Source organism: Bifidobacterium criceti (genome assembly GCF_002286935.1).
Classification (GTDB): Bacteria; Actinomycetota; Actinomycetes; order Actinomycetales; family Bifidobacteriaceae; genus Bifidobacterium; species Bifidobacterium criceti.
Genome location: NZ_MVOH01000006.1, coordinates 248,108 through 265,769 on the forward strand (window position 1 = coordinate 248,108; position 17,662 = coordinate 265,769).

Annotated in this window: 14 protein-coding genes, 4 tRNA genes and 1 pseudogene; 3 read left to right on the forward strand and 16 right to left on the reverse strand. The window is 62.7% G+C overall.

Going from position 1 to position 17,662, the window contains the following annotated elements:
* Positions 1–50: 50 nt before the first annotated feature.
* A complete protein-coding gene (locus B1526_RS02750; RefSeq protein ID WP_095614571.1) occupies positions 51–1,346 on the reverse strand; it encodes a glycosyltransferase family 2 protein in 1,296 nt (431 codons plus the stop codon).
* Positions 1,346–2,935, reverse strand: coding sequence for an AI-2E family transporter (locus B1526_RS02755; protein WP_095614572.1), 1,590 nt, complete (start codon positions 2,933–2,935; stop codon positions 1,346–1,348). Before B1526_RS02755 ends, B1526_RS02750 begins: the two co-directional genes overlap by 1 nt.
* A gap of 85 nt (positions 2,936–3,020) precedes the next feature.
* Here B1526_RS02755 and B1526_RS02760 point away from each other — a divergent pair.
* Positions 3,021–3,932: pseudogene (locus tag B1526_RS02760) on the forward strand (glycosyltransferase); the annotation flags it as partial.
* Between the two features lie 445 nt (positions 3,933–4,377).
* Here B1526_RS02760 and B1526_RS02765 read toward each other — a convergent pair.
* The 4 genes from B1526_RS02765 to B1526_RS09065 form a co-directional block, all read right to left on the reverse strand.
* A tRNA-Phe gene (locus tag B1526_RS02765) sits at positions 4,378–4,453 on the reverse strand.
* A 35-nt stretch (positions 4,454–4,488) separates the two neighbouring features.
* Positions 4,489–4,562, reverse strand: a tRNA-Asp gene (locus tag B1526_RS02770).
* Positions 4,563–4,597: 35 nt separating this feature from the next.
* Positions 4,598–4,671, reverse strand: a tRNA-Asp gene (locus tag B1526_RS02775).
* A gap of 98 nt (positions 4,672–4,769) precedes the next feature.
* Positions 4,770–5,513, reverse strand: coding sequence for a DUF4190 domain-containing protein (locus tag B1526_RS09065; protein WP_157908677.1), 744 nt, complete (start codon positions 5,511–5,513; stop codon positions 4,770–4,772).
* A gap of 199 nt (positions 5,514–5,712) precedes the next feature.
* Here B1526_RS09065 and B1526_RS09070 point away from each other — a divergent pair, with 199 nt between their 5' ends.
* Positions 5,713–6,117, forward strand: a complete 405-nt coding sequence (locus tag B1526_RS09070; RefSeq protein ID WP_157908678.1) for a hypothetical protein — start codon at positions 5,713–5,715, stop codon at positions 6,115–6,117.
* 121 nt (positions 6,118–6,238) lie between these two features.
* On the opposite strand, the gene B1526_RS02785 is transcribed toward B1526_RS09070, so the two are convergent.
* From B1526_RS02785 to B1526_RS02805, 5 genes are all read right to left on the reverse strand, one after another.
* The gene (locus tag B1526_RS02785) at positions 6,239–7,012 is read right to left on the reverse strand and encodes a GntR family transcriptional regulator (RefSeq protein ID WP_162287922.1); all 774 of its coding nucleotides are present in this window, start codon (positions 7,010–7,012) and stop codon (positions 6,239–6,241) included.
* Positions 7,013–7,174: 162 nt separating this feature from the next.
* On the reverse strand, positions 7,175–8,608 hold the full coding sequence (locus B1526_RS02790) for a DUF2130 domain-containing protein (RefSeq protein WP_095614575.1): 1,434 nt from the start codon (positions 8,606–8,608) through the stop codon (positions 7,175–7,177).
* A gap of 165 nt (positions 8,609–8,773) precedes the next feature.
* A complete protein-coding gene (locus B1526_RS02795; RefSeq protein WP_095614576.1) occupies positions 8,774–9,679 on the reverse strand; it encodes a cutinase family protein in 906 nt (301 codons plus the stop codon).
* An 89-nt stretch (positions 9,680–9,768) separates the two neighbouring features.
* Positions 9,769–11,514 carry a PASTA domain-containing protein gene (locus tag B1526_RS02800; RefSeq protein ID WP_162287923.1) on the reverse strand — a complete coding sequence of 582 codons (1,746 nt, stop codon included), beginning with the start codon at positions 11,512–11,514 and terminating at the stop codon, positions 9,769–9,771.
* Between the two features lie 244 nt (positions 11,515–11,758).
* Positions 11,759–12,406 carry an HAD domain-containing protein gene (locus tag B1526_RS02805; protein WP_095614709.1) on the reverse strand — a complete coding sequence of 216 codons (648 nt, stop codon included), beginning with the start codon at positions 12,404–12,406 and terminating at the stop codon, positions 11,759–11,761.
* A 407-nt stretch (positions 12,407–12,813) separates the two neighbouring features.
* Between B1526_RS02805 and B1526_RS02810 the strand changes: the two genes are divergently transcribed.
* The gene (locus tag B1526_RS02810; protein WP_157908679.1) at positions 12,814–13,518 is read left to right on the forward strand and encodes a nitroreductase family protein; all 705 of its coding nucleotides are present in this window, start codon (positions 12,814–12,816) and stop codon (positions 13,516–13,518) included.
* On the opposite strand, the gene B1526_RS08955 is transcribed toward B1526_RS02810, so the two are convergent.
* The 5 genes from B1526_RS08955 to trmB form a co-directional block, all read right to left on the reverse strand.
* Positions 13,515–13,919: a hypothetical protein gene (locus B1526_RS08955; protein WP_133088417.1), complete on the reverse strand. Its 405-nt coding sequence runs from the start codon at positions 13,917–13,919 to the stop codon at positions 13,515–13,517. The genes B1526_RS02810 and B1526_RS08955 overlap by 4 nt on opposite strands.
* Before the next feature lie 59 nt (positions 13,920–13,978).
* Positions 13,979–15,130 (reverse strand): lactaldehyde reductase, encoded by a 1,152-nt coding sequence (fucO, locus tag B1526_RS02820; RefSeq protein ID WP_095614580.1) that lies wholly within the window; start codon positions 15,128–15,130, stop codon positions 13,979–13,981.
* Between the two features lie 313 nt (positions 15,131–15,443).
* Positions 15,444–16,025, reverse strand: a complete 582-nt coding sequence (locus B1526_RS02825) for a BUD32 family EKC/KEOPS complex subunit (protein WP_095614581.1) — start codon at positions 16,023–16,025, stop codon at positions 15,444–15,446.
* Positions 16,026–16,378: 353 nt separating this feature from the next.
* Positions 16,379–16,450 (reverse strand) — tRNA-Glu (locus tag B1526_RS02830).
* A gap of 100 nt (positions 16,451–16,550) precedes the next feature.
* Entirely contained in the window at positions 16,551–17,402 is an 852-nt protein-coding gene (trmB, locus tag B1526_RS02835; protein WP_095614710.1) for a tRNA (guanosine(46)-N7)-methyltransferase TrmB, read from the reverse strand.
* Positions 17,403–17,662 lie beyond the last annotated feature (260 nt).

Below are 17,662 nucleotides of genomic sequence, written 5' to 3' on the forward strand. Positions count from 1 at the left end.
GCCACGACAGCCCATCTCAGCTCGTGGACGCGGGACGCATGACATGGACGTCATGGCACGCGTTCGGCGTGCACAGCCGCGTCGGCCGCACGTTCCTCGTCGAGTTCCTCGTTCTCCGGTGTGCCGCCCTTGTGTTCAATCGGCTTCCATTGTGCCTTCGAGAAGACCGCCTGAAACGATATCGGCACATAGCTGAGCATGTAGATCGGGAAGCTGAGCACATAGGCGAACAGTTCCTTGTTCGTCGCGCCGATGCGTTTGCGTTCGACGACGATCGTCAACGCGGCGAGCGCCATCATGAACAGGACCGACCACAGGATGCCGTTCATCCAATTGAAGAGCGAGCCGAGCTGGCTCGGCCATGAGACGAATCCGAACGCCGCATAGATCGCGCCGAGCACGATGCGGATGAGTGCGAGCAGCATGAACGGGCACAGCAACAACGTGAAGTCGATGCAGGAGAAGTCGCGCTCGTGCACGGCGCGGCGGATGAGCGCCGGCCCATAGTAGCGGAAGACCTGCAGGAAGCCCTTGCTCCAGCGCAGGCGCTGGCGCCAGCTCTGCGCGAATGTGACCGGCTGCTCGTCGTAAAGGATCGCCGATCCCACGTAACCGATGCGGTCACCATGGAGGACCGAATCCATCGTGAATTCAAGGTCCTCGGTGAGCAGATGGAACTTCCACCCCTTGTTGCGGCGCATGACGGCCTGCGAGAACATGAACCCAGTGCCGCCGACGTGGCAGCTGTTGCCGAGCCACATGCGCGATGCGCTCACAAACCTCGATTCGCGGATGAACCACAGCGCGGAACCCGACGACACCCAGTTGTCGGACAGGTTGACCGAATTGCGGTAGCTTGTCAGGATGCGGAATCCGGCGTGGAACCCCTTGTTCATCTCCTCGATGTAATGCTCATCGAGGCGGTTGTCGGCGTCGAACACGAAGAACGCGTCATAGCGGTCGGCGGTGCCGTCGGCGATCATCGTGTCGAGCAGATACGTGAGCGCATACCCTTTGCCAACGTTCGTCTTGTCGAAACGTTCGATGACATGGCAGCCCATATCGCGCGCGATCGCAGCCGTATCATCGGTGCAGTTGTCGGCGACGAGCCAGATGTCGATGAGCGACGAAGGATACGTCTGCGTCTGGAGGTCGCGGATGAGGTTGCCGATGACGGCACGCTCGTTGCGCGCGGAGACGAGGACCGCATAATGCTTGTCCATCGGGGCATCGGGGAACGAGATCGGCTTCGCGAACAACGAAATCAGGATGCAGATGCCCTGATAGACCATGCCGACGCCGCCGACGATGACGAGGAGGATGTCGAGAACACTCAGCAGCACCATCAGCGCCAGTGACTCCTTGGATTGTTCGGGTTCTTGTCGTCTGATTTCCTGTTATCCGAGGTCCGCCCATGCTTGACACGCGCGCCGTCACCCTCATCCGGCGACATGTCCGCGTCCTCCGGGGACGCGGACCCTTCCGCCGCCGCGGCATCGTCGGTGCCCTTGAGCCCGTCGAGGCCCTTGTGGTGGTCGGCGTCGAGGATGCGCTTGGGGATCGCGACTGTCGGCGCATCGGGGGTGGTGTTCGCCGCTGCGTCACCGTAGGCGGCCTCGCGCAACTGCGCGATCGCCTCGTCGTCGAACGAGACGTGCGCCGACGAGCCCTTCGCCTGGCGTGCACCGGGGATATGCTCGCCGACGGGCTTGATGACATGTTCGTTGATCGCGTCCGCCGCCTCGACCATCTTCGATTTCTTCTTCGTCGTCGGATCGTTCATCAGCGGCACGTCGACGAGCGGGTACTGCTTGAGCGAGACCTTGAGCAGCACCTGGATGCTCGCCGTGATCGGCAATGCGAGGAACGCGCCGAGCGCGCCGAATATCGATCCGAAGAACAGCACCGAGAGGAACGCGATGCACGGGTTGAGGTCCATCGTGCGTTCGGAGATCTTCGGCGACAGCAGCAGGTTCTCGATCTGCTGGTAGATCGTGATGAACACGACGACGCCGATCGCGTAGCCGATGCCGCGTTCGCCCCATGCGAACAGGACCGGCAACGCGCCGCCGAGGTATGTGCCGATCGTCGGGATGAACTGCGAGACGAGTCCGCAGAACAACGCGAGCGGAAGCCAGTACGGCACCTTGATGATCATCAGGAACACCGACATGCACGCGGCGTTGATCGCGGCGAGGATCGAACGGGAGAACAGGAACCCGGAGATCTGTTCCTGGACGACGGTCCACGTCATCAGGAAACGGCGCTGCGAACCCGGCGCGATCCACTTGCACAGGCTGCGGCGCAGGCGTGGACCGGCGATCGAGATGTAGAACGCGACCATGAGCGCCGTGATGAAGTTGAGCAGGCTCGAGAAGACACCGACGGTCGTGTTGAACGCCTGTCCGGCGAAGTTCGTCACCCACGCGCCTTGGATGTGTTTCATGATCTCGCCGCCGAGGTCGTTCATCTCGGGGATCTTGAAGTTCGTCTTGTCGTTGATGAACGCGGCGAGCTGGTTGTACAGCTCGGGGAATCCTTTGACCATCGAGATCATCTGCTGCACGAACATGTTGCCGAACAGCGCGAGCAACGTGATGACGATGATGATGAGCCCCACGAGGCACGTCACGGCCGCGATGCCGCGCTTCCAACCGTGTTTGATGAGGCGGATGATGAGCGGTTCGACGGCGAGCGCGAGGAAGAGCGCGATGACGATGTCGAACACGATGTACGTGATCTTGAACCACGATGAGAACGCGAACCACGCGAGGAACACGGCGATCGCCGTATACAGCAGCGCGCGGCCGTACCATTCGGGGGGACGCCGCGGATCGCCTTTCGCCGGGAACAGCGAGGCGACGTCGAGTTTGCGTTTCGTGTCGACGCCGTTCTCGTCCTGTGCCGAGGTATCTGCTGCCTGTGACTCGCTCATGTGCATCATTAAAGCACATGAACCGCGCATCGCGCGGTGTGCGAACATGGTTGCGGTGTACGGCCGCGCACATATTCTAGGAACCATGCTGAAAGTATCGATCATCATCCCGGCATGGAACGAGCAGGACCGCATCATCGATTGTCTTGACAACGCGCTGCGCCAGACGGTGACGCCGCATGAGGTCATCGTCGTGGACAACAGGTCGACGGACAACACCGTGGCCATCGTCGAACAGTACATGCGCGAGCATCCGCAGGCCCCCGTCAAACTGCTGCATCAGGACGAGGAGCAGGGGCTCATCCCGACACGCAACTTCGGGCTCAACGCCGCGACGGGCGATGTGCTCGGGCGCGTCGACGCCGACTGCATGCTCAAACCGGATTGGGTCGAGGTCGTCGCCGGCATATTCACCGAGGACAAGGACGCGATGGGCGCGACGGGTCCCGTCACCTATTATGATATGCCGGCGCGCAGGATCGCGCTGCGCGGCGATGACAGCGTGCGGCGCCGCACGTTCCGCGCGGACGGCGGCAAAGTGTTGCTGTTCGGTTCGAACATGGCGTTGCGCGCGACGGCGTGGCACGCGATCGCGAACGAAGTGTGCCGCGACCGCGAGGACGTCATGCACGAGGACATCGACATCTCGTTGCATCTGCTCGGCCGCGGTTTCAAGACCGTGTATTCGGAACGCATGATCTGCGGCATCTCCGCGCGACGCATGGACACGTCCTTCAAATCGTTCCGCAATTACATGAAACGGTTCAAGAACACGTTCGCCGCCCATCCGCAGCACTGGCGTGAGCGCAAGTCCGAGCACACGCTCTATCTGATGTACCCGTGGCTGCATGCGCTCTTCCCGGTGTACCAGCAGTACCTCGATTCGAGGGACATCAACCCGGCGTTGCGCATCTGGTTCCGTGAGCAGGCGAAGCTCGCGCGCGCGGAAGGCGATTCCCTCGACGACCTGCCGGGCATCGACGAATTCGTCAAGGAGACACCGAGCGGTGTCCCCGGCATCAATATGGTCAACGACGGCATCATCTTCGATGACGAGGGGGATGTCGAGGATGCGGCGACCGCCGATGGGTTGACGGCGGAGACGCCCGCGGCGGCCGCGGAAGACGCCAAGGACGGCGCGGCGCAGGCGGAACACGACGCGGTTGCCGCCGCCGAGGACGACGAAGCCGCGAACGGCCCCGCGATTCCGTTCGCGACGGACGACACCGGTTCGGACGCATCGGCGGACACGGCCGACGGCACAAGGAACTGACAGGACGGGGCCGGTTCTTGGGAGGCGATGCAGGCATGATCTGCGATGCCACCCGGAACCGGCCCCTCTGTGTCCCGATGCGCTGACGAGACCCATATGCCGTGGCAGGACATCCTCATATCCGCACGACGAAAATCCCTCCATGCCATGCGACACGGAGGGATTGTGTTGGTGGCTCCGAGCGGCGTCGATCCGCTGACCTAACGATTTTCAGTCGTTCGCTCTACCAACTGAGCTACAGAGCCATGAATCCCAATGAACCGAAGTTCACCGGACTTCGCGACCACGACCGGACTTGAACCGGCGACCTCCGCCGTGACAGGGCGGCGCTCTAACCAACTGAGCTACGCGGCCTTAATCATGAAGAGCGCAAGCTCTCCGTGACCAAGCGACCCCGGCCGGACTTGAACCGGTGACCTCCGCCGTGACAGGGCGGCGCTCTAACCAACTGAGCTACGGGGCCGTGCGCCTTGCGATGAAAACTCATCGCGGCAACAGATGTATATATTACCGAAATCGCTCTTGAGCGCAAATCTCGGCGTGTCGCATCAGATCATGCCCTCACATCGCGAGTTCGTAGACGACGCGTGCATCCTCTTCGGACGGCAGCTGTGCGGCGGCATCATCGAGGAACGCGATATCGTCGGCGCCATCGTCGCCGAATGGCCGGTCGGTGTCGTCATCATATGCGTCGTCGACGGTCGTGCACTCGTCCTGGAAGCACACGGTGACGTTGCCCGCACCATCATCGTCGATGTCAAGGTTGCTGAACATCCAGATCGTGAATGCGATGCCGATGATCCACAGCACCGTGAACACGGCGCCGATGATCGTGCCTGCGATCGCCATGCCGCGGCTCTTCTCATCGGTCTTCCTGATGCGCGCGAGCGCGATGACCGAGATGATGAGGCCCGCGGGGGCGATGAGGAAGGACATGATGAAGCCGATGATGCACAACGCACTCCACCGGTCGGCCGGGTTGGGCGCGTCGGTGTAGTACTGGCCACCGTACGGCGTCTGCGGCGGCATGCCCTGCGGCAGCGGCGCCGAGGCGGTCGGATACGCGGGCGCCGCCGGCTGCCCATAGGTCGGTTGCTGCGGTTGCAGGGATGGCGGCTGCGCGAACTGCCGGGACTCCTCGTATTGGGGCGCGGCGGCATATGGGCTCTGCATGTCCCCGTATGGGTTCATCGGCGCCGGCTGCTCTCCGCCCTGGCCGTACTGCATCTGGCCTTGCTGGGTGTAGTCGATGGGCTGCTGCGCACCATCGTTCGGGGCATCATGCTGATAGTTGTCTTCATTCATGTCCCCCACTCTAGCGAACCACTTCGCCAGATGCGAAGCGGCATCCGGTACACGGGCGCGGGAACACCTCCCATGCACAATGCAGCCGTGAGAGTACTCACGCACATGTGCGCGCAAAACCCCGTACCGTGGAGCCAGTGGACATCGCACCACGGTACCGCCCGTACCGTCCGCACCGACCACAGGAAAAGAGGCAACCATGGCGAACAAGACAACGAACATCGACCCGGCGGATGAGCCCGACGAGCTGACCGCCGCCGAACTCGACGAACTCGACAATCCGGACGACAACCCCGATGAAGCGGACGTCGACGCGTCGCAGCACAACGTGAACATCGCCGCGATCATATGCGGCATCGTATTCGGCGTGCTGCTCATCGGCGCGGTCTGCTGGCTCGTCGTGCGAGTGCGCGAGGAGCGTGAGGACCACGAGATCCGCCGCGATTTCGAGGCGCTCAAGAACAACGTCAAGCGCGTCCCTGAACTCGTCTCCGAGAACGAGGACGTGCGCAAGGCTGTGAAGACGATCTCGACGCACGTGCGCGACATGCGCGACGACGCCGAGGACGCCATCAGCCGCGCCCAGAACGCGCTGCGCAAGTAACGCACACGGCTCTTCGATCTTCAATAAAGGCGCATATAGCACAACGCTTCGGTGTGTCTGCACATCGCAGACACACCGAAGCGTTGTGCGTGCATCATGCGCATACCACATCCGCCCACATCTACACTGCCGCGCTCTCGGCGCTCCGGACATGCGCCATGGCGCGCGCAGCACCCGACGCGCGCGACGTGAAGCGGATGCGCGTGGGGTTGTACAGGTCCATCGACCGTTCGCATGGATGCCCCGCGCCGTCATAGGTGATGCGCCGCACCCGTACCACCCGGGCGTGGTCGCCGATGCCGAGCGCCTCGCACACCTCATGCGGCGCGGACGCGCAGTCAAGTGCCTCGTCGACCGATTGCGCACGCACACTGTACCGTCGTTCGAACTGGGTGTAGAACGCCGCCTCGAGGTCGCAATCAAGGAATCCAGGGAACATGTATGCAGGCAACCGGCTCGTCTCGACGGAAAGCGGTTCGCCATCGAGCAGACGAAGGCGGCGCACCGCATAGACCGTCGTACGGCCCGTAGGCAACTGCAGGATGCGCATGTCCGCTTCGTTCGCCGACGTCACGGCCGCGCGCATGAGCGCGCACGTGAGCTCGCAGCCTTGGCGTTTCGCCATATGCGCAAGCGATTCCAACGTGTTGAGGTTGCACTCGAAGCGTCCGTCGGAGACGATGACACCGCCGTTGCGCCCGATCCTGCGCACGATCTCATGCGTCGATTCGAGTTGTTCGAGCGCGGCGCGCAGTTCGAAACGCGAGACGCCGAACGCCTGCGCGAGCGCGCGTTCGGTGCCGATCCGCTCCCCCGGCAGCAGCTGACGGCGCGTGACGAGCAACCTGATCCTGTGTACGACTTCCTCCCTCGACAACCGTGTGCTTGGCGGCATCCGCGAGCCTCCCTCCGTGACCGGACGTACGACATCGTCCCACGGACGCCGCATCCATAGGACGGTGTCCAGATTGTCGCGCGTGCATACTGCGGGGAAGGTCGCGCGCGGTAACGATTCGGTTACATCGTCCGTACGGATGGACAGCCAGTCACATCGGTGTCACCGGCCGTCCCGTTCATCGTCCACGCGTTCGACCGTCGCCTCGATGACGTCGGTCCCCGCATCGTCGCCTGCGTCGGCAGCTGTGTCGCGCACGGCCGCGAACTTCTCCTTCATTGTCGGATTGCCCCACGTGAGTTTGCGGATCGTGAGCTCCTGCGCCTTGTTGTTCGCGCGTTCGAGCTGCAGTTCCGAGCCGACGAGCGCATCGCGCGTCTTCTGCAGCTCCTTGATCGAATTGTCGATGCGCTTGATCGCCTCCTGGTAGTGGCGGTGCGCGAGGTCGAAATTCCTGCCGAACTTGTCACGGAATTCGTTGAGTTTGTCCTCGAAATTGGACACGTCGATGTTCTGCCGCCTCATCTGTTCGACTTCGCGCCGCAGTTCCACACTGCGGCGCGCCGCGTTGCGCAACAGTGTGATCAGTGGGATGAAGAACTGCGGACGGATGACGTACATCTTCTCGTATTCGTAGGAGACGTCGACGATACCGGTGTTGTAATAGTCGCTGTCCGCTTCGAGCATACTGACGAGCACCGCGTACTCGCAGCCCTTCTCGTTGCGGTCCTTGTCGAGTTCCTTGAAGAAGTCCGCGTTTTTGTGTTTCGACGACGTCGTGTCCATCTCGTTCTTCATTTCGAACATGATCGAGATGTATTCGTCACCGTCCTCATCGAAATCACGGAAGATGAAGTCGCCTTTGCTGCCGGTGCGCGCGTCGTTGTCCTTGCCGAACCGCGCGGTCGGGAATGCGCCCATGCGCAGCTGGTTGAACTCGTTCATGCAGTGCTGTTCGAGCGATTCGCCGACCATTTTCGTCGACAGACGCGTCTTGAAATCCTTGAGCCGTTCGATTTCCTCGTCGCGCATCTGCAGTTCCTTGCGGTGCTGTTCGTCGTCCATGCGCAATTGGCGTTCGTATCGGTCGGTGATCGTCTGTTTGTCGATCTGGTTTTTGTACTGCTCCTGCTCAAGCGTATGCCGCAGCTCGTCGCGTTCCTTCTCGGCTGCGGCGACGGCGTCGCGCACTTCGAGCTTCGTCTGCGCATCGGCATTGTCGAGCTGCGCCTTGAGTTTCGCGATTTGCGCCTCGTGTGCCGATTGCGCTTTGAGCAGTTCCGCGTCCTTGCGCGACGCGGTGACCTGCGCTTCGCTTTCGAGCGTCGTGCGCAATTGCGCGAGCGCGGCGTCCTTGTCCGCCTTCGCCTGTTCGCTTTGCGCGTCGAGCTTCGTTTTGAGTGCTTCGATTGCGGCGTCGTGCTTCGTCTGCAGCTGTTCGATGTCGGCGGCTGCCTTCTGTTCGATGAGTCTGCTGCGTTTCTCGACTTCGTCGTCCACGGCGGCGCCGCGCACCTGCTGCAGGATGTCCGCGTAATCGTCCTCGTCGATCGCGAACTGTGTGTGGCAGTGCGGACAGATGATCGTATGGTCCATGTTTCCCTCCCCATTGTTGCTCCGCCGTCGCCGCCTATGCGGTGCGGCACGCTTGCGCACACCTCAGCGTACCACCGCGCAATACTGACCGCACTCCGGTACGCTTACGCGCGCCTCAGCGCACCGGAGTGCGGCATACACTGCGCGACACAGGCCGCGCCGTGGCTACTTGAGCGCCGCTTCGGTCCTCGGCACGGCGAACGTGACCGCTTCGTCGAATGTGCCGTTCGAACGGTAGAGGCCATGCGCGTCGTCGTGGCCGCCGAGTTGGCACGCGAAATCGTCGGCGTTGCAGTAGCTGACGATCCTCCCCTGCAACGCGCGCAAGTCATCGCCATCGCGCGCGCCGAGGATGCCGTCGACCGACCGGTCGTAGCTTCCCGCGCCGTAGTCGGCGGACGCGTCGAAGCGCGGGTCGCCGAACAGTTCGACGACCGCGATGTTCGCGAGCGCCTGTGCGCTCAACGACTGTCCGTTGTCGTCGTTGAAGCGCGCTTCGGGGGCGCTCAACGCGTCGCCGACGACCATCGCGCCCTGGGAGTATCCGAGGAGAGCCGTTTTCGTCGACGGGCACGCGCGCGCCTGCGCGTTGAGCGTCGCGATGAGCATGTTGACGCCGCGTGCCTCGCTTCCCGATTTCCATGACGCCGGGTAATCGAGGACGTCGATCGACGCACGTCCGCCGATCCGTTCGCCGATCGACTGCGCGAGCGTTTCCAATGAGCTGCCTTCGGCCCGTTCGAGCGTGCCGCGTACGATGACGATCCGCACATCCTTGCCTGCCGCGCATCCGTTTGGCACCTCACCATCCCAATGGTCGGGCCCGTTGAACAGCATGTTCGCGCCTGCGCGCTCGTTCGCGGACGGACTTGCGTCGTCCGACGCCGACGCCGACGCGTTTGGCGACGGCGCAGTGGACGGCGCAGTGGATGCGTCCGTGCCCTTCGCCGTATCCGCTGACGATCCGCATCCGGCGAGCGCATGCACGGCCGCGCACACGAGCGCCACCGTGCATGCGAACGCCGTGAGCGCGCCGACGATTCCCGTTCCGCGTGTGCCTGTTCCGCGCATATCCGCACCCCTTTACCGTACCGATGTCGAGCGTTGCGCACGACATGATACAACCTCACGCTCGGAATAGGCTCACCACAACGAACACATCAGTCCGACGTCTTGCTGTCCGCGGTGTCCTTCGTCGTGCAGCCGCCGTCGGGGCACACCTGGTTTGCGTCGAGCTTCGACCAATCGAGGGTGTCCTCGACTTTGTAGTACGCGACGTCGGCGGATGGCGACGGCGCGAACTTCACCGTCTCCCCTGTCTGTGCCTTCATCGCTTTCGGCAGGAATGGATTATGGATACCCCCGTCTCCAGAAACGGAGGTCTTGTCGTAAAGCGACGGGTCACGTTTGAGGATGTACGGACGGGTCGCGTCGGGCGCCTTCGCTCCCGGCTTGTCCTTGAAATAACCGCTATCCTCGACCTGTCCGATGTCTGCGCCGACGGGCACGACGAGCAGGAAGTCGCTCATACGGTATTCGATGCCCGTGCTCTTCCCACTGGCAGAAGACAAATCCCCTATCACACCATGGTCGCAGTAGGCGACTTCACCCATCAGTGTCGTGCCGCAATACGGCAATGCGGTGTTGTCGAACAGTTCGAACGCACCACTGTCACCGGATATGAGCAGCTGCTGGAACGCGAAATCCGGCTTTTCCGGATCACAGGACCCGAAGGTCTGCGCATAGGGGCATACTCCCAGATCGAAGAATGCGCCTTCATAGGTCTTACCGTTCATCGTCAGACCACGGACATTGCCGTCGTCATCATTGCCGGCATGTTTCGCAGTCGGTTCGAGGTCGATGCAGTCGCCACCGTCGGTGCACCACTCGCCGACGAGCGGCTGCAATTGGTCATAGGAATTGTATGGATAGGGACCGCCCGTATGCACGAGCATCGCGTCCTTGAGCGTGTTCGCGTCGGCACCGACATACAATGTCACGTCGTCGCCGCTCGTCACCGAACCGATCGCCGGATCTGCCGAGATGACGTTGCCGACCATGTCCTTGCTCGCCGCGACCGGCATGACGGTCACGTCGAATCCGTCCGATTCGAGCCGCTGCTTCGCTTGGTCCTTGTCGAGTCCGGCGATTTCGACCGGAATGCCGTCCTTCTTGACGCCGACGGCGAGCCTGATGCCGCCGGAGCGGTCCTTGTCCGCGAGCGCCTTGCCTTGCGCCGGTTTCGTATCGATCACTTCGCCGGGATGGTCGGAGACGACTTCGGTCACGCTCACCGGCACACCCATGCCGCCGACGCGTTCGACGGCCTTGTCCTGTGTGAGGCCGACCGTGCCGTCGGGGACGCCCGGTCCGAGCGATTCGACGACGGTCAGCTGTTGCGAGCGCGCGACGCGTTCGCCTTCCTTCCCGCCTTCGATGCGCAGGTATGCGCCTTTGTCCGACGCCGAGAACTCACGCTTGCGCGTCGTGTGGAACCCTTGTCCTTCGAGCTGCGCGGCGACATCGTCGGCGCTGCCGGCCTTCTCGGCCGCGCCGATCGTCGGCACGGTGCGCGAGCCCCACAGATCCATGCGGTAGGTGACGATGCCCGTCACCGCGAGCACGATGACGGCGACGACGGCCGCGATCGCCGCGATGAGGAGCTTGCGCTTCCCATCGGCCGTTGCCGCCGTCGCAGTAGCGCCGGAGGCCGTCGGTGCCGGATATGAGGACGCGGGCGCAGGTGGCATCGCCGGAGCCGGCGGCACGGCGGGCGCAAGCCCTGTTCCCCTCTGCCCTGTTCCCGGCTGTGGTGCCCCCGCCGGCGCGTCCTGCCGCGCGCCGCACGCCGTGCAGAACTTCGCCCCGTCGCGCAATGGTATGCCGCAATGGTTGCAATTCGCCATCATTCCCTCCCGATATGACTTCCCTCAATCGTTCCCTTATATGGTGTATGTATCTGTAGTTCCCATATATCTGTAGTTCCCATATATATGCGCACATGCACACATGTGCAATATACTGCCGCCCACCGCGGTGGACGGCCTTCGTTACCACATCACTGCATCCGCCATCCTATCCCAACCGCGCCGCCGCACCGACCGCCGTCTCATGCCCGCGGCCGCTCCTTCTGCGCGATGCCGCGCGCGGTCACAGTCCGATATGCCCTTCGCGCTCGGTGACGCTCGGTTCGACGTCGAGTGTGACCGTCGGGAACGCCATCGGGTTCGCGACGAATTCGCGGATGAGCCGCCATTGCCGCTTCGAGATGCCGATCCGGTCGTCGGGGCGTACGGCGAACACCGGGAACAACGGTCCGGCGGCTTCGATGAGCTGCTTCGCACGCACCGTGCATTCCTCATCGTCGATCCATACGATCGGCAGCGGCGTCGCCTCGTCGTCCTCATACGCGATCCTGCGCAGGACCGTGCGCAGTTTGCCGCCGCGCATCCCGGTGAGCGTGACCGGATCGTACCATTGCGCGGTGCGCACGCGCGCGCCATCCCATCCGAGCGTCGCGTTGAGCGCGGGCGTAAACGGCTGCCACGTCGACAACCAGACAAGTTCGGCCGCACCCGAGTCCACGAGCGCGCGCATGCCATCCGCGAGCTGCGTCGACCAATGCACCGGGTATGCGATGCCGTCGGCAGGCACATAGGTCATGCCATCGAGCGCGAACGTGCGCCCGTCGCCGGCGGTCGCCGCCCTGTCTTTGGGGAACGCGTTGATGACACCGTCGAAATCGGTGTAGATGACCGCGCGCGGCCGTGGTGTATGCACCGTATCCGTATCCGTCATCCGCGATTCCTTCCTCTCATCGTCATGTCCGTTCATCGTCGATGATACGCCGTCCATACGCGGGCGCCGCGGCACATCGGATGTGCCGCGGCGCCCGCGTTTGTATGTTCTTTGCATGAAAGGGACGAATATGTCCACCTTCCGTTCCCAGTATCATCCCCTACGCGTTTCACAGCGCGAAACGTCGTATTACATGCGCGTTTCCACTTGCCGCGCGCGCTCGCGGCACTGTTGGCCATAGCGATTATAGTTATGGCCTCTCATGCACTTGCCGCGCGCGCTCGCGGCACTGTTGGAATCCCAATGGTGCCGCACACGTACGCGGAATTCGGTGTTTCACTGTAGGGGGAACGTTCACGGCCCCGCGTCCGCGCACGCCGATAATGACAGAGAAGAGAGGGGCCGTTGTGGCGAAAGGACGATTCGTGAATCTGCTCGAAGCGATGCATAGACGCCACGCGGTGCGCGCATACACCGACGAACCGATCGACGCACACGTATGCGACGACCTGCGCGCGCTCATCACGACACTCAACAAAGAGGGCGACGTACGGATGCGTCTCGTGACCGACGAACCCGACGCGTTCGGCAACGCGCTGCTGCACTACGGCGTATTCAAAAACGTACGCAATTACGTCGCGATCGGCACCGACGAGACCAGCGGTTGGGAAGAACGGTGCGGCTACTACGGCGCGCATGTGCTGCTGCGCGCGACACAACTCGACCTCGACACCTGCTGGGTCGGATTGTCGTTCAGCAAACACAAGGCGCAGCAGCACGCGAAGCTCGACGAGGACAGCAAAGTGCGCTTCGCGATCGCGCTCGGCCACGGCGTCACCCACGGCAAACCATCACGCTCGAAGACCTACGGACAGGTCGCCTCGGTCGAAGGTGGCATCCCCGTGCCCACATGGTTCGAACGCGGCGTCGAAGCGGCGCTTCTCGCACCAAGCGCGCTCAACCAGCAACGGTTCACGTTCCGGCTCGAAGCCGACGGACGCAGCGTCGCCGCCGACCCGGGCATCGGACCATACACGACAACCGACCTCGGCATCGCGAAATACTTCTTCGAGATCGGCGCCGGCGACCGCGCGCCGTTGATCTGGCGCTAACCGCACAACGAACCCGCGAACGGCCCGACGCCGTTCAACGTCCTCATCAACGGGAACCATGTGCCGTGCGGCACGATCGACGTCATCACGATGTAGGGCGACGACCCGAACGAGACGTTCTCGAAATACGGTTGGCAGGACGCGAAGACGCCCGAGCCGGCGCCGACACCAAGCGAACCGACGCCAACGCCAACGGAACCGACGCCAACGCCAACGCAGCCGAGTGTGACGCCGACACCGCAGCCGCAGCCGACGACGGCGCCCACACAACCGGTACCGAGCGCGCCCACGCCGCGACCGGCGTCCTCAGCCACCCCTACGGCGTCGCCGGTCGCCGCGACGGGCTCGAACATCGCGTGGATCTGCGGGATCGCAGCCATCGCGGCGGTCATCGCAGCCATCCTGCTCATCGTCGCGATGCGCCGCCGCGGCTGACAGGAAGGCGGAAGGAAGACGTCCGTCACATGAGGCTGCGGTAGATCTCGAGGATGTCTTCCTTCGTCGCCTTGCGCGGGTTGCCCGGCGTGCAGACGTCGGCGAACGCGTCCTCGGCGAGCGGTTCGAGGTCCTCCTCGGTCGCGCCGACCTCGCTGATCGTCGTCGGGTTGCCGAGGTCGCGCGTCAATTGCGCGATGGCCTCGACGGCCTCGTCGCGCACATGCTCGAGGTTGCCCGTATAGGCGTCCTCGATGCCGAACGCGTCGGCGATGTCGCGGTACTTCTCACCCGAATGATCCTTGTTGTACGCCATGACGGGCGCGAGCAGGATACCGTTCGCAACACCATGGGCGACGCCGAGGCGGCCGCCAAGCGGATGCGCCATGCCATGCACAAGGCCGAGGCCGACGTTCGAATAGGACATGCCGGTGATGTAGGACGCGTAGGCCATCTGCTCGCCCGCGTCCTTGTCCCCCGCGACGCTTTTCGCGAGGTTCTGCGCGATCATGCGGATCGTCTGCATCGACAGCGCGTCCGACAGGCTCCATGCGCCGGGCGTAATGACGCTTTCGATCGCATGCGTGAGCGCGTCGAGGCCCGTCGCGACCTTGAGGCCGCGCGGCATGCCGTCCGTGAGGTCCGGGTCGACGAACGCGACGATCGGGATGTCATGCGGGTCGACCGCGACGAACTTGCGCTTGTGCGCCGTATCGGTGATGACATAGTTGATCGTCGTCTCCGAGGCCGTACCGGCTGTCGTCGGCACGCCGAAGATCGGCACGCTCGGATGTTTCGTCGCCGCGACGCCCTCAAGCGAGAGTACATCGGCGAACTCCGGGTTCGCGACGACGATGCCGATGCCCTTGCACGTGTCCTGTGGACTGCCACCACCGAGACCGATGAGGAAATCGGCACCCGACTTCTTGAACGCCTCGACGCCATGTTGGATGTTCTCGACGGGTGGGTTCGGCTGCACATCATCGAAGATCTCGTATGGGATCTGCGCCGCATCGAGCACATCGGTGACCTTCTTCGCGGTGCCGTTCTCGACGAGCACAGGGTCGGTGACGATGAACGCCTTCTTGAATCCGCGGGCTTTCGCCTCGTTCGGAATCTCGTTGATCGCGCCCCTGCCGAAATAGGCCGTCTGGTTGAAAATCATGCGATAGACCATATCGATGCTCCTTTGGAACCGTGTCGTCACTTCAATGGGACGACTCATGCCCAGTCTAGATGGCGCGGCGCGCGCAAGGCAAGGCCGGCCGGCGTCCCATTCCACGCTGACGATCCGATCATGGACACATCAGGCTCCGGCTGTTCCGCGCTGCGGTACGCTTAGGCCCCCACCGTACCGCAGCGCGGTAAAAAGGATATGTGCGACCCATCCCCTCGAAGCCAGCGCATTGCGTGAACGCACGACGACGGACGACCCATCACCCAATCGATATGGCCGTTCGCGGATCGTCCGCGCCATCAAGGGACAGGTGTCAGTTCTCGCCGCCGCCCAACGATAATTGCGGCGCGTGTTCGGCGACGTACATGAGGAACTCGGGCGTCTTCGACCAGTACTTCACTCCCCAGTGCTCGAAATCCCACGTGTCCTTGTATGGTTTGCACTCGAAATCGATGTAGTGTACGACATCGTTCTCGACGACGAAATTCGTCGGGAAATAGTTGATGTTGAGCCGTTTCGCGGCGAGGCGCTTCGCGAGGGCGCGGATCTGGTCGAGATAGTCGTCCCGCATCTGGTCGGCGAGGACGAGTTCGTAGACCGTGGGGCCATCGATGTATTCCTTGAGGATGCGGTCGCGTTCAAGGTCGACGTCGAACAACGAGGGAAGCTTGACGCCGAGTTCCCGCAGCTTGCGGTAGTTCTGGATCTCGGACTGCATCTTGTTCGCGTATTGGTAGTAGTCGTAGGGGCCGTAGTAGATTTGTTTGAGCACATAGCGCGTCGGCGGATGCGTCTGCGATTGCACAAGGAACGAATAGCCGCCATTGCCCCTGCCAAGCAGGCGAATCACGTCGTACGGCGTGCCGTTGACGGTCATCGTTTTGCTTTTCTCCATAGTTGAAAGCGTAGCATGAGGACAGACATGAGGCCCGGATACTTTCTGCCTTTTCCGCGTTTTCTGGGGAAAAGTTACGGCATGGACGATGCGCGCCCCATCACATGGCCTTCCCGCCCGCATGCCATCCTTTTTCGCGCCTGACTGGCCTGCGTGACCACAGCGCAAGGATGGGCCTCCTGACACACGTGGAGCCGACATCCACACCCAGCCCGTATCCGCATCCACACAGTGGACATTGCTGTCGCGGTGACACACCCACAGCACGCCGCGTGGTCGCAGGGTTGTTACCAGGTTAGTACCGAGAAGGAAAGAAGCCTTGGAATCGTTGCAATTCCAAGGCTTCTTATTCGTACCCCCTGAGAGAGTCGAACTCTCGTTGTCAGATTGAAAGTCTGGTGTCCTAACCGTTAGACGAAGGGGGCTTTCGACAACTCAATTGATATTACACGAATTGAGCCATCACGCAACTCTCGGCGTGTCGCGTTGTGCGCGAAGCGGCGAAACCGCTCGTGCGCGCGCCGCTCACACCTTGCGGTACGTGAAATCGTGGATGACGCGCCCCGCGTCGAGGCCTTTGCGTTCGAAGTTCGTCAATACGCGGCCGTCGAACCGTTCGGATTCCCGGAAGTCGGCATGCGGGAGCGCGGCCGCATCGGCGGCGTTGCCTTTGCCGACGTGTTCGGTCGGCAGGCTGACGACGAGGTCGCCATCGTTCGCGAAATCGTCGCGCCCATCCATGACCTCGTGCACATGGAGCGCATAGTCCTCGATATCGGTCGCGATGCGCCACACACCGCCGTCACGCAGCGCCGCATGCACGTCGGCGGCGAGCCCAGGTTGCACGATCCTTCGTTTGTGGTGCCTCATCTTCGGCCACGGGTCGGGGAAGAACGTCCACACTTCGTCGACGGCACCCGGTTCGGCGACGGCGAACAACTCGGGGGCGTTGATCTGCGCGATCCGCAGGTTGCGCACCCCCTGCTTCGCCGCAAGGAGCACCGTGTGCGCGACACCGGGGTCGTAGACCTCGAGCGCAAGGAAATTGCGCTCGGGATGCGCGACGGCAGCGGCGACGATGTTCTCACCCTGCCCCGAGCCGACCTCGACGGTGATCGGCGCATCGCCATCCCAATGCGCGCGCATATACGCGCGCGTGAAGCGGAAATCCTCCGCGGGGTCGAGCGAGCCTTCGCGCGCAGCGATGTCGCCGAGCACATAGTCGTCCGCGTGGTTGTCGAGCGCGCGCTGGAGGCGCGCGTCCAGACGCGCCGACCTGCGCACGAACGAAAGCACTTTCCTGCCATGGAGCGGATTCGCGGGCTCCTGCGCCGCTCCCGCCACACCGTCGTTGCCGTCCTCATACTGTTGTTCCATACCCCACAGTGTATGCGGCGACATGTATCGCGCCTCCGACCTTGGTGCACCCTTCCATATGCGCGCAGTGTGAACGCGTCAGGCCGCGTCCTAGACTTGGGGCTGGGAAGGTCGTCGCATCCGCGCAACCATCCCGCGACACACACCGGACACGACGGCGAACATGCAAAGTTGTGTTCGATGGTGTGCGAGTGCTATAGTGTAATCGAACAAAAACGAACATTGCGACAAAAAACCTCACAAACATGTGATGTTCGACC

Bases quoted from the DNA above. Each gene is read 5' to 3' on its own strand.
- B1526_RS02750 (WP_095614571.1), bottom strand. From the start codon at position 1,346: ATGGTGCTGCTGAGTGTTCTCGACATCCTCCTCGTCATCGTCGGCGGC.
- B1526_RS02755 (WP_095614572.1), bottom strand. From the start codon at position 2,935: ATGAGCGAGTCACAGGCAGCAGATACCTCGGCACAGGACGAGAACGGC.
- B1526_RS09065 (WP_157908677.1), bottom strand. From the start codon at position 5,513: ATGAATGAAGACAACTATCAGCATGATGCCCCGAACGATGGTGCGCAG.
- B1526_RS09070 (WP_157908678.1), top strand. From the start codon at position 5,713: ATGGCGAACAAGACAACGAACATCGACCCGGCGGATGAGCCCGACGAG.
- B1526_RS02785 (WP_162287922.1), bottom strand. From the start codon at position 7,012: ATGCCGCCAAGCACACGGTTGTCGAGGGAGGAAGTCGTACACAGGATC.
- B1526_RS02790 (WP_095614575.1), bottom strand. From the start codon at position 8,608: ATGGACCATACGATCATCTGTCCGCACTGCCACACACAGTTCGCGATC.
- B1526_RS02795 (WP_095614576.1), bottom strand. From the start codon at position 9,679: ATGCGCGGAACAGGCACACGCGGAACGGGAATCGTCGGCGCGCTCACG.
- B1526_RS02800 (WP_162287923.1), bottom strand. From the start codon at position 11,514: ATGGCGAATTGCAACCATTGCGGCATACCATTGCGCGACGGGGCGAAG.
- B1526_RS02805 (WP_095614709.1), bottom strand. From the start codon at position 12,406: ATGACGGATACGGATACGGTGCATACACCACGGCCGCGCGCGGTCATC.
- B1526_RS08955 (WP_133088417.1), bottom strand. From the start codon at position 13,919: ATGGCTGCGATGACCGCCGCGATGGCTGCGATCCCGCAGATCCACGCG.
- fucO (WP_095614580.1), bottom strand. From the start codon at position 15,130: ATGGTCTATCGCATGATTTTCAACCAGACGGCCTATTTCGGCAGGGGC.
- B1526_RS02825 (WP_095614581.1), bottom strand. From the start codon at position 16,025: ATGGAGAAAAGCAAAACGATGACCGTCAACGGCACGCCGTACGACGTG.
- trmB (WP_095614710.1), bottom strand. From the start codon at position 17,402: ATGGAACAACAGTATGAGGACGGCAACGACGGTGTGGCGGGAGCGGCG.